This is a genomic window from Njordella calcicola (assembly GCF_056494125.1).
Map to the genome: position 1 here is coordinate 4,266,845 of NZ_CM151396.1, position 12,931 is coordinate 4,279,775.

Below are 12,931 nucleotides of genomic sequence, written 5' to 3' on the forward strand. Positions count from 1 at the left end.
CGCAAAATCAAGCTCTTCTAAATGATTTTCGGCCGTCCAGCGCACTAGCCAAAAACGGTTCGCTCGCGCAGAATACCAACTCTTGAAATGGCATTGTGCAATCTCCCAATCACCCACGCATTTAGGAAATTTAGATGAGCTATATTGAAGACATCCGCGGCCGCCAGATCCTGGATTCTCGAGGAAATCCAACCGTAGAAGTCGAAGTGACCTTGGCCGATGGCTCGGTCGGCCGCGCTGCGGTCCCCAGCGGCGCTAGCACGGGAGCTCACGAAGCATGGGAATTGCGCGATGGCGACAAATCAGTCTTCATGGGCAAAAGTGTCTACAAGGCTGTTGAAAATATCAATACCTCAATCGCCGAAGAACTGGTCGGCTTCAATGCCTTGGACCAACGCGGCTTGGATCAAGCGTTGATCGCCCTGGATGGCACTCCGAACAAAAAGAATCTAGGCGCCAACGCGATTCTCGGTGTATCGCTGGCCGTCGCCAAAGCAGCCGCTAGCTTTACCCACCAACCTTTATACCGATACCTTGGCGGCTCGAACGCTCACCTGCTGCCAGCTCCGATGATGAACATCGTCAACGGTGGACAGCACGCGGATAACAGCGTTGACGTTCAAGAGTTCATGGTCATGCCTTTGGGCTTCGATTGCTTCAGCGATGGCCTGCGAGCTGGAACGGAAATCTTCCATCACCTCAAGAAGGTGCTGAGCGAGAAGAAATTGAACACGTCAGTTGGCGATGAAGGTGGATTTGCTCCTGATTTGGGCAGCAACCAAGAAGCCTTGGACTTGATTATGGACGCGATCGGTCGCGCTGGCTATGAAGCTGGCAAGCAGATCTTTATCGCTCTGGACGTCGCAGCGACCGAGTTCTACGACTCGAGCACAAAGAAGTACACGATTGATGGCAAGCAAATCACCGGCGACGAAATGGTCGATTTCTTGGCCGCTTGGGTCGACAAGTATCCGATCTGCTCCATCGAAGACGGTTGCAGCGAAGACGATTGGGAGTCCTGGAAGAAGCTGACCGACAAGCTTGGCAACAAGATCCAATTGGTCGGTGATGATTTGTTCGTGACCAACACCGAGCGACTGCAACGTGGTATCGACACCGGTACTGCCAACAGCATCTTGATTAAGGTCAACCAAATCGGAACTTTGACCGAGACGGTCGAAGCGATTCAATTAGCTCATCGCAACGGTTACTCGTCCATCTCGTCGCACCGCAGCGGCGAGACCGAAGATTCCTTCATTGCCGACTTGGCTGTTGGACTGTCGACCGGTCAAATCAAGACAGGCTCGGCCTCGCGATCGGACCGCATGGCCAAGTACAATCAGCTATTGCGAATCGAAGAAGAACTTGGTGACAACGCTAGTTACGGCGGCCCGTTGTTCCCTCGCAAGAAGTAATTCATTGGCATTGTGTCAATGAGCTGATCGCGAAACAGGCCAAATATTGTTTAACCGCGCGCCCAACGGGCCGCGATACTGCTAAGGCGCACGGAGTGTGCCTTCTGCCTCAAGCAATACGTTTGCGCTCTTGCAGGTTTCTTAAACACAACGCAATCAAGGCCATGCGTTCGACGGGTTTCGCGGAATACGAATTGCAACCGGATTCAAAACACAACTCTAACTCTTTCTGCATGGCGTGAGCGGTCAAGGCGATGATCCGCAAATCAGATCCCTTGGAACGTAATAGCCTCGTCGCGGTATAGCCATCCATGATTGGCATCTGCATATCGCATATCATCAGATCGAATGGCGCAGGATAAATCAAATCACCTACCAGCGACCGATCGACGGTCAGTTGCTCCACCGCCAGCTTACCATTCTCGGCAATCACCACCTCAGCCCCCGCCTTGCGCAGGATGAACGATATCAGTCTTTGATTGTCCGGACCATCCTCGGCTAACAGCACACGCACGCCGGACAAAGGTTTGATCTCGCAACTGGTGGGAGCCGGCGGCGGTAGCAATTCCGTAGCATTCGGTCGCGAAGCCTCAAGATACGGGCTATTCCAGTCTTGTACAAAGCTCACCTCATCCACCGAACCAGTGGCAATCCAGAAACGGAATACGCTGCCGCTTCCAAGCTCACTTTCCACGGTGATCCCTCCGCCCAACATCTCCGTAAAGCGTTTGCTCAAATGCAACCCTAGCCCCGAACCGCCAAAGGTCCGATTGGTACTTGAATTCGCTTGCTCAAACATTCCAAAGATACGAGCGGCTGCGTCTTTCGAAATCCCAATCCCGGTGTCTTCAACCGCGATATGCAACAACTGCTTTTCTTGATTGCAGGACATCGAAACAGTGATTGCTCCAAGTTCGGTAAACTTGATCGCATTGCCCACCAAGTTCACTAGAATCTGCTTCAACTTGACTGGGTCTGTTTGAATGCTGGTTGGAATGGCCGAAGCGTACTTGGCAAACAGCTTCAACCCCTTGGCTTTCGCCTTTACGTCCATCAACGCTAGAACGTCATCGACGATTTGCAGTGGATTGGTCACGAGTTGCTCGATGGACATCTTCCCAGACTCAATCTTCGAGACGTCCAGAATGTCATTGATAATGTCGAGCAAGTGTTCTCCGTTTCGACGAATGATGTCGATACATTCAGCGCGGCGGTTAACGTCCTGCGAGATCTCTTCATCGTGAGCGAGCAACTCCGTAAATCCCAAGATAGCCGTCATAGGCGTACGGATTTCATGACTCATATTGGCAAGAAATTCCGATTTGGCTGCATTGGCGGCTTCGGCCCGCGAGTTGGCCGCCATCAATAATGTCTCTGCCGCCTTTTGTGCAGTGATATCGAAACGAATTGAAACATACTTTTCGACGCGGCCATCAAGTCCAAGATAGGGAACAATCGTGCTGTCGACCCAGTACAAGCTGCCATCTTTCCGACGATTACACACTTCACCTCGCCACGCTTGCCCCGTACTGATCTTTTTCCAGACTGCCTTCCAGAACTCTCGTGGGTGGACGCCTGAGTTTAAGATTCGATGGTCTCTTCCAATCAATTCATTGCGGTTGTAGCCGCTGATCTTACAAAAGCCAGTATTTACATCAATGATCTTCCCAGATCGATCAGCCACCGATAACAGCGAGTGTTCGTCCAATGCCGTGCGCAGCGCATGCACTTCACGCAACGCCTTTTCAGCGTCTTCGCGCGAAGTGATCAACCATTGCTCGGTCGATTTCAACGACTGAATGTCTTGAATACTTCCCGCCATTCGAATCGGCTTGCGATCACCATCGAACTGCGTCGCACCACGAATTCGAAACCACTGATAATCCCCACGATGGTTCTTTAGCCGAACTTCTTTATTGAATTCCTCGCCGTGATCTCGGTTGGAAGCCATGGCCGAACGAATATCGTCGATATGATCTGGATGCACGCGGGCTTCGAAATCTCCGAGAGTTTCGATGGTATCATGCCCATAAGCTTTGTATCCCAGCAGCCGCCAAAAGTGCTCAGAGAACCAAAAGTTATTAGTCACAAGATTCCAATCCCACAGCCCATCGCTTGTACCATTGATTGCGGCCGAGTATCGATCGGAAAGCTCTTTCAATTCCAGTTCAAGGCTCTTCGATTTTGAGATGTCAACATGTACGCCTACCATGCGCAGTGGCATTCCATGTTGGTCGTACTGCGTAATCCGTCCGGTGGCCAGCACCCAACTGTAGGTACCGTCATTTCGCCTCATCAACAGTTCATTACGATACTCGGGCGTGAACCCCTGCAAGTGCTCTTGCACAGCTTCCCATGCATGTGCAATCTCAGACGGGTGAACTAAACCAATGAAAGAACTGATGTCCGGCGCAAGTTCATTTAGCTCATACCCCAGCATCTTTGCCCAATGTTCATTGAATAACACGTGTCCTGTTTGAATATTCCAATCCCAAGTACCCGTCTTTGAACTGTCGATTACATGTTCCAGATGTTCCGATTGCTCGCGTTGCAGCGAAACGTCCTTCATGCTAGTGACAACCGCAATGATCTCGCCTTCTGAGTTTCGCACAGGCTCGACGTTCATCGAGATCCACATCATGGGGCTATCTTCCGTATAGTGACCGATGACGTGATCACGGAAAGAGCGTCCGGTCCGCAGAGCAACCAAGCTTGGGTGGTTAGCAAACTGCAATTCGACTCCATTGTCGTGCATAAACTGCAAGCCCAGCTCGTCGATTCGCCGTCCCTGAAGATCTCCTGCCGCCCGTTTGAGAATCTTCTCTGCTGCAGGATTGCACTCGACAATAACTCCTTGCCTGTCCTGCATCACAAGTCCGTCACTGACAGCTTGGAAGATTGAACGAACTCGCTGGGAATCGAGAACCTGCTGCGTGACATCGGTCTCGATCGCAATATATTCCATCACTTGGCCTGCTTCATCAAAAACAGGCTGTATATCGATATCGAGCCAGTACTCTTGGTGCGATTTGCTGCGATTCAGCAAGATTGTCCGAATCGGCTGCCCATTGTTCAGCGCATCACGGATACGAGCAATCTCTTTTTTGTCTGTTTTTTCAAATTGCAGCAGACTGCCCGGCGATTTCCCTACGACTTCCTCAAGCCGATAGCCAGACATGCTGGTGAACGCGGCATTGACCCACTTTATTTTGCGCTCAGCGTCCGTGACCACAATGGATGTCGGCGCTTTTTTAGCGACCTTCATGATCAAATCTTGATCGCGACGATTAGCCAAGAATTGCTCGCGGTACTCGGAGAACCGACTGTCTGAGCTAGCGGTTATGCTTGAAGGTAACATGATGTAGGAACTTTGCATTGGACACTTACCATCAAACAAACGCGACAATTCGATGCCTGGGAATGAACCGATTCCCGCAGGACTGAACATGAGTTCGCGAATGGACGTGCCAATCGTAGCAGATGGATTCACGACATGTCATCAGCATCATGGGCGATTAGCTAACTTCAATTTGACTCTCGGGCTTCTTGCGAGCATTAGGCGTCGAATACTGCGCGAAACGAATTTCACTAAGGAAACTATTGATCGTTTTCTTCCGCTCGAACCAGTCTCGCAACGCGTCCCACCAGCGATCAATGTCCTCAAACGCTCGATTCACGGCAAAAGCAATGTGGTTAGTATCATCGATCGGCTTAAAGATACATCCTTCAGCCCCCAGCGATGTGGCTCGCAAAACGGTGCTCATCGACACCATGCCTGTGCACATGATGACCTGGATCCCCGCGTCATACTCTTTGATTTCACGCAGTAATGTCAGGCCATCTTTCTTGGGCATATCGATATCCAGCAAGATCACGCGAGCCCCCGACGTCATAATCGACTCGATCGCATACTCGGGATCCGCCAGCGATATCACCTCGATGCCTTGAGCGTTAAGCACTCGTTTCACCAGACTTAACACCGCAACATCATCGTCAATGTGTAGCACTAACCGTGGACCGTTCATAAACTAGAATTCCCCTGGGCAACCGCATGAAGATATTGTTAGGACGATAGCAATTTTCAAGTCATTTTTGACATGCTTGTATGACCTCATCCGAAATCAATATGGCTTCGCCGTGGGAACTCTGCCGAACTTTCTGATTCCAATGAGAGCTTTTGCACAGATTGCACTATTTGCACACTTGCAGTGTCCACAAGTTCGCTACTAAAACTAAGGTGAACCGAAGTGCACGGTCTTCATTGGAATTCGCACTTCGGCTCGTAAACCACGGGGGGACTTCGGAGCCAAAACTAGGCACCCGTTATGCTGCTCGACAATGGTTTTGCTCAAGCTTAAACCCAGCCCCAGTCCATTCGGCTTGGTCGTGTAATAGGCCTCCGACATCATCAATATCTTGTCGTCACTCAGTTCCTTGGCATCGTCGCTGATCGTGACAACTGAGTGCAATTTATCCACTCCCGAAGTTACATGGATTATCCGCTCGCAGTCTTCCTCTTGAATCGCTTCCGCTGCATTCTTGATCAGATTCACAAAAACTTGCGAAAGCTGAATCGAATCGCCCAAGACCGTCAGAGCATGGTCGGTAAGATCCATTTGAATGGCGATCGCACTCGCTTTTAACTCGGTACTCAACAAACGTACCGAGTCCATGAGCACTTCGTTCAGATTGACTACGTTCGAATCCGTTGGACTTTTTGTGGCATAGCTGCGCAAGCGATTCAATATCTTGCCAGCCCGCAACACCTGCTCTTGGACTCGTTTGAGCACATTGGGGACTTCTTCCAGCGAAGGCTTCGCATCGCGAAACAACAGGCTCAGGCCTCCAATGTAATTGCTGATCGCTCCCAACGGCTGATTGATCTCATGCGCCAACACTCCTGCCATTTGCCCCACGGTGGAAACCCGCTGCGCATGATTGGCAATCTGCCTCATCTTATCCAGTTCCACCTCCGCCGCCCGCTGCGCGGTAATATCAAACAACACCCATACACAACCGTTGGTTTTCGCTGGCGTTTCTTTAATCTTGGAGATGTTCAGCCGAAACTGCTTCTTCGCGACGCCAACCGAGGTCGACTGATTCGTACGCTCTGCAATCCGGATCTCGGCTTCAAAGCGCTTTGACTCATCCGCATTGGCCAGCCAAGGGCGGACGTTACTCTCAAGATCACTCTGTACAGAATCCACAGCACAAAAGAAGCGGAACACGTTGCCTTCCAGAATCTCGAACTCGCCTGACGCCAAAATCTCCTGCATGATGCGATTGACATAGATCACGTTCAGCTTATGGTCCGTGGCCAATACACCTTCCTGAAGCGCATCCAACAAACCGATCTGAAACTTAAGTTCGCGATCGGCAACGATCAACGATTCCTTCATACAGGCTGAAACTGCCTTTTCAACTTGCGCGACCAAAGCAGCGATGCCGGATGATTTTTCAACGTAAGCATAGATCCCCAGTTCGATCCCTTCACGTGCGGAATCAAAACTGGAGTTCGCGGTATAGATGATCACCTTTGTTCTGGTACGCCGTCGCGAGATCTCGCGTACAACCTTCAGTCCCGAGTCTTCATCCAAACCCAAGTCAACAACGGCCACGCAGAATCGATGATGCTTTAATACGCGATTCGCATCCTGGATGGAGGCACATGCGTAGACATCAAACTTTGCATTGGTCAAAGCTCTCTTCACAAGCTCGCGTTGAGCTGAATCATCTTCGACCACTAAAACGTGCAAACTTGTCCTACCCCTGCTCGCCGCGTAACGTCTGAGTATTCCGCAACCGCGATCGCGTTTTCCATCGCAAGAGGAGCGCTGGCACAAACAGCCATGCTACGCCTTTAATGGCGAAAAAAGAAAATGTTCCAATCGCCAGTACCCAACGGTTACTGACCACGGCATCCAGCAGTTCTGCAAACATAATTGAATCCTACAGCGAAACCATTTCGAAAGAGCTGTCACTCAAAAATCGCTCTTACGTCAGCTAGATATCAGCCATCGCACTGCTGCAAAGTCATTTGAAACCGAAGTAGTTGTCGTATTTTGCAGCAATTACAGCCAACGTAATAGCCCCCTTTTGCACTTTTCAAACGACTTAATTAAATACGTTGCTTCATAGGTCAGTCGGCTTGGCTTGTGCAGCAATACCTTGCACCTGCTGTTTGATCTTGCCACTGCGTCAATCGCCTATTTGCGATTCCTTTGGACCTCTTGAAAACAGGCCCTAGCACAACGCGTTGAATCAAAGTCGGCTTACGTTGCGTTGCTTACAGCTACGATTCCATTCCTTCGCAAACTGCAGGAAAGCCGCTGAGTCCATCGGCCGAGCCAACAAATAACCTTGCCCAAACTCGCAACCCCAAGCCCGTAACAATTGCTCTTGTTCGGCTGTCTCGATCCCTTCCGCAACCACCGACAATCCGGTTTCTTTGCAAAGCTGTAAGACTAACTCGACGAGCTTGGCCGAATATCGCTTTGCAGAGATGTCTTTGATCAGCGATCGATCCAGCTTCAAAGAGTCAATCGGAAAGCGACTCAAACAAGCCAGCGATGAATAGCCTGTTCCAAAGTCGTCGATGTCAATGCGGAATCCCAGACGCCGCAATTCCTGCATGGTACGGATAGAGGTTTCCAAGTCCTCCATCATTTCCGACTCAGTGATTTCTAGGTGCACACGCCTCGGTTCCACAGAATACTTCCTAGCAATCGACAAAACATGCTGTGGGAAATTGGTCTGCAATAATTGCTGGCGGGCGAGATTGACGCTGATACTTTTGGGTGCCAATAACGGTTCCTCGTTTCGCCAGGCCGCAAATTGCTGAAAGGCAGTTTCCAAACACCAATCGCCAATCACATTGATCAGCCCAGTTGCCTCTGCGATTGGGATAAAGTCGGCCGGAGATACCACGCCATGTTCGGGATGATCCCAACGAATCAGTGCTTCAGCCGACGCCAGTTGCAGGCTTTGCATCTGTACAATGGGTTGATAAACGAGATGGAAATCCATGTTGACGCAGGCTTTTCTAAGCTCAGTTTCCAGCATCACACGCTGCTCGAATTGTGTCCGCATCACATCGTCAAACATTCGCCAGCATCCACGGCCGGCCATCTTGGCAACATTCAAAGCAATATCTGCCTGAACGATAATATCGTCCGCTTGGACCGGTTCAATTTTGTCGAACGTAAAGGCGATTCCCATACTCGCGCTGGTATAGAAAGTCCTAGCACCAGAGGCATACTGTCGATTCAGACACCCTAGCAACACATCAGACATAACACTCAACTGACCGCGATTGGTAAAGCCATACGCATACAGCAGAAACTCATCACCACCCACACGGGCTAACGTAAAATCCAGATCCATCAGTTCCGGATGCGAGTTTGCCACCGTGCCTTGCAGTCGTCTTGCCGTTTCGATGATCAGACGATCGCCGCACGCGTGCCCCAGGCTATCGTTGATCACTTTAAAGTTATCCAAATCGATGTAAAACACCGCGGTCCCAACGTCGTTGGCTGTCGATCTTGTCAATTGATCAGCCAAGGAATCGGTGAACGAATTCAAATTTAGCAAGCCAGTCAGAGGGTCGCATTGCGCAGCCACCTCCAACTGCTTGATCAACGACTTTGTACGAAGCGCCGCTAGAACTCGCGACAACAGTTCGCTGACCATAAACGGCTTGCGCACATAGTCAGCGGCCCCTTCATCGAAAGCTTGTTGAATCAGTGCCTGCTCCTCCGATGCCGTGATCATAAGCACGGGGATCGACCTTAGAGCAAAAGTGGACTTTATTCGGCGTAAGACATCCAGCCCATTGATGTCGTGCATCAAATAATCCAGCAAGATCAAGTCCGGCAGTTCCTCGGCGGCCATTGCCAGCCCAGATTCTCCATCAAAAGCATGCAGAGTCGACATCCCATAAATGGAAAATGTCTTCGCTGCTAAAACATGGATGTCGCGAGCATCGTCAATAACAAGTACACGAGGATTTCCCGGTAGACTCATGAAATCACGATGCGAAGGAGCGGATGGATTACCTTAAACATATTAGTTCACCTAAAATGAGTGACTCCTGCCGCTTTGCTACTAACGACAGCAGCATTCACCACAGATGCAGTCGGGCTTGGACAACGAATCTGCAACTAGATTATGCCCAAGCTTTAACGAAGCGACTTATCCGCACCGACTGTTGGCAGAGAATTGCACACCCGAGCGACGGTTTTAGCAGAGACTACCTGTCGCCCAATCGCTTGCGATTCCGATTTTGACATGCCTGCACCAATGTCTTCTGACCGATTGACTTCGACAGGTAATCGTTACAACCCACTGCCCTGCGAATGTCAGTGTCGCCTTGCATGGGCATAAGCCGTTAAAGCAAGAACTGGAATCTGCAAGTTTTCTGTCAAAAGGAAACATTTTCACAGCCGAAACGGACCACTCGCGTTCCGCTCGCATTTCATCAAAAACGAACTTATGTCCTTTGCCTGAAAACACTACTGGTTCCAAAAACGTGAAAGAGTTGCCCCTAGGAAACTCGGAACCACTCTGCGAACAGAGTTCGTTCTTAGTTGCAATTGACAATAGTGCTAAACAGTGTCTGCCAAACGCCGTTAAAATTGTCGCGCAAATCGCTATAAAGGTAAACCTCAAATTAGCGAACTAAAGTACAGCAGATGGCGAACTAAAAATGCGGCGCCTGTCCTAGATTGCACTAGCGCTCGGACTTGCACGTCTGCAGGAAAACCGAAAAATCAAAATTTGCTGAATACCGATAGGGTTTCCCTTAGCTCATTTTGTTTGGGCAACATTGAATCCCAAGTTTCCGCGCGTCGATAGTGAGAGCATACTCTCTCCAGCTTGTAGACTTACGAATTCAAGCAGTCGAAATGTTGAATTGGAAGTAGTTGTCGGGTGAAGAGACGTGTGTCAATCTTCATTGGTCAAGCGAAACTTTACGACACGGCAGCAACATGTTTCCCCCTCCTACCTCCCACTTGCAATTTGTTAAACATCGCCCAGCGCATGAGGCAATGAGCAATCTTAAGCCGATGGTTTATCTTGTGAATCCAAGTCAAACGGCCCTTGCACTTGTGCAAGCCGCTTGCATCGACAATGAACTGATCGTCTTCCCATTTGAGTGCTTCGCGAGCTTCGCTCCGGAGTACGATGCGAGTACCCCGAACTGTGTATTTTTGTGCTTTGAACAATATGACGAGTATGCGGCCAGTTGCGTCCAGCAATTGCTGCGACTGAATTCTGACTGCCAAATCATTTTGAAGATTAGTCGCTGGAACGTACCTTCGATCGTTCGGGCCGTACGCGATGGCGCTTGTGAACTGTTTGGGGAGGAGGTTGACTCAATGCTTGTCAGCAAAGCTGATACTAGAGGCATTAAAGAAAGATCGAATTCAACGCAGCAATCTCCGATTAGACGTGCCTGACGAGATTATCGACAAGCTGTCCTCGGAAGAAGCGAGAATCTTTTGCCTTATGATCCAAGGCCGGACAACCAAGCAAGTAGGTTCTGAGCTCGATTTAAGCGTGCGAACGATACACTACCGCAAGAAGTCGATCTTTGAGAAGTTGGGCGTTTCGAACCGACTGGAAGCGATTGAAGTCGTGCGTCAATTGCGACGTAACCGCATCCCCGCCTCTAACCTAGCAAGCTCGTTCGCTTAACGTGCCTTCCGCCTTCTTCACCCTCCCATTCTGGGAGGGTCGGCCGCGAGTTCAGCGAGCGTCCGGGGAGGGAGCACCATAGCCGACGCCAACTCACCCGATGATCTTGCACCGCTTTCGTTTAACCGTCAGCCGCTAGGCGTACGCGTTCTTCTTCACCCTCCCATTCTGGGAGGGTCGGCCGCGAGTTCAGCGAGCGTCCGGGGAGGGAGCACCATAACCAACGCCAACTCACCCGATGATCTCGCACCGCTTTAGTTTAACCGCGTGCCCATCGGGCCGCGTCGTCACCCTCGGCATCACAAACGCGGGGCGATGCCCAACGCGGTTAAACGAAGTGGACAATCGACCCTGCTACTGTCCTATGCCAGTATCCCCTTGACGACCTCGCCATGCACATCCGTCAAGCGAAATCGACGACCTTGGTAACGATAACTTAAACGCTCATGATCAATCCCCATCAAATGCAAGATCGTCGCATTCAAATCATGAACATGCACCCCGGCTTCGGTCACGTTATAACTAAACTCATCCGTCGCACCATAAGTCATCCCAGGCCGAATACCGCCGCCAGCAAGCCACATCGTAAAACATCGTGGATGATGATCGCGGCCATAGTTCGTCGGCGTCAGTAACCCCTGCGAGTAAGAAGTCCGCCCAAACTCGCCACCCCATATCACCAACGTATCGTCCAGCATACCTCGCTGCTTCAAGTCCTTCACAAGCGCCGCTGAAGCTTGATCGGTCTTCTTCGTCTGTTGCCGGATCCCTGAAGGTAACCCGCCATGATGGTCCCACCCCTGGTGGTACAACTGAATAAACCGCACGCCCTTTTCCGCCAGCCGACGGGCCAACAGACAGTTCGCAGCAAACGTCCCTGGCTGCTTGGCATCTTCACCATACAAATCAAAAGTACTCTGCGGTTCACTGCTTAAATCCGTCACCTCAGGTACACTGGTCTGCATGCGATATGCCAGTTCATATTGAGCAATCCGCGATTCAATCTCTGGGTCTAGTTCCGCCGCATACTGCAGTTGGTTCATCGCGTTGATGCGATCCAACATCTCACGACGGCGGCCACGCGAGACACCTTCCGGCGTCGACAGATACAACACAGCTTCAGCACCAGCCCGCAATCGCACTCCCTGGTACTTCGAATCCAAAAAGCCCGAACCCCACAAGCGCGCATACAGCGGCTGGTCGCCCTGCCCCGCAGTCACCAACACTATGAACGACGGCAAATCATCATTCTCAGACCCCAGACCATACGACAGCCATGAGCCCAACGACGGCCGGCCAGCTATCTGAGAGCCGGTTTGGAAAAACGTGATAGCAGGATCATGATTGATTGCTTCAGTATACATCGACTTCACAAAACATAACTCATCAGCCACTTGGCTATGGTAAGGCAACAGCTCACTCAGCCAAGCTCCGCCGGTTCCATGCTGCTGGAACTTGAAATGACTGCCTGCCAGCGGCAGCGACGCTTGGTTCACCGACATGCCCGTCAACCGCTGCCCTCCCCGAATCTCTGATGGCAATTCTTGTCCGTTTAATTCATTGAGCAGCGGTTTGTAATCAAAAAGATCTTGTTGAGCGGGTCCGCCGGACTGAAACAAATAGATCACTCGCTTGGCCTTGGGGGCATGATGCAACGCATCCAGCGCACCGCGCGGCAAATCGCTGGCCCGCGACGCCTCATCAGCTAGACTCGTGTTTTCGCGAGCCAGCAGATGCGCCAGTCCTAATGCTCCGATGCCGTAAGCACTGCGTCCAAAAAACATACGCCGGTTGCTCTGCAGCCCTTCGCTGCCATTGCA

The 12,931-nt window shown here is 50.9% G+C and carries 8 protein-coding genes; 2 read left to right on the top strand and 6 right to left on the bottom strand.

Translation table 11 applies throughout. The features are described from left to right. Window positions 1–134: 134 nt before the first annotated feature. On the top strand, window positions 135–1,415 hold the full coding sequence (eno, locus tag SH302x_RS16660) for a phosphopyruvate hydratase (protein WP_479363530.1): 1,281 nt from the start codon (window positions 135–137) through the stop codon (window positions 1,413–1,415). A gap of 109 nt (window positions 1,416–1,524) precedes the next feature. On the opposite strand, the gene SH302x_RS16665 is transcribed toward eno, so the two are convergent. The 5 genes from SH302x_RS16665 to SH302x_RS16685 form a co-directional block, all read right to left on the bottom strand. Continuing rightward, entirely contained in the window at window positions 1,525–4,905 is a 3,381-nt protein-coding gene (locus tag SH302x_RS16665; protein ID WP_479363531.1) for a PAS domain S-box protein, read from the bottom strand. Between the two features lie 25 nt (window positions 4,906–4,930). Further along, entirely contained in the window at window positions 4,931–5,440 is a 510-nt protein-coding gene (locus tag SH302x_RS16670; protein ID WP_479363532.1) for a response regulator, read from the bottom strand. Between the two features lie 207 nt (window positions 5,441–5,647). Continuing rightward, the gene (locus SH302x_RS16675) at window positions 5,648–7,159 is read right to left on the bottom strand and encodes a PAS domain-containing sensor histidine kinase (protein ID WP_479369275.1); all 1,512 of its coding nucleotides are present in this window, start codon (window positions 7,157–7,159) and stop codon (window positions 5,648–5,650) included. Between the two features lie 19 nt (window positions 7,160–7,178). After that, complete coding sequence (locus SH302x_RS16680; RefSeq protein ID WP_479363533.1) at window positions 7,179–7,355, bottom strand: hypothetical protein; 177 nt, start codon at window positions 7,353–7,355, stop codon at window positions 7,179–7,181. 321 nt (window positions 7,356–7,676) lie between these two features. After that, entirely contained in the window at window positions 7,677–9,437 is a 1,761-nt protein-coding gene (locus SH302x_RS16685; RefSeq protein ID WP_479363534.1) for a putative bifunctional diguanylate cyclase/phosphodiesterase, read from the bottom strand. A gap of 1,359 nt (window positions 9,438–10,796) precedes the next feature. Between SH302x_RS16685 and SH302x_RS16690 the strand changes: the two genes are divergently transcribed. Beyond that, on the top strand, window positions 10,797–11,111 hold the full coding sequence (locus SH302x_RS16690) for a response regulator transcription factor (RefSeq protein WP_479363535.1): 315 nt from the start codon (window positions 10,797–10,799) through the stop codon (window positions 11,109–11,111). A gap of 362 nt (window positions 11,112–11,473) precedes the next feature. Here the strand turns inward: SH302x_RS16690 and SH302x_RS16695 are convergent, their stop codons facing one another. Further along, a complete protein-coding gene (locus SH302x_RS16695) occupies window positions 11,474–12,895 on the bottom strand; it encodes a DUF1501 domain-containing protein (RefSeq protein ID WP_479369276.1) in 1,422 nt (473 codons plus the stop codon). Window positions 12,896–12,931 lie beyond the last annotated feature (36 nt).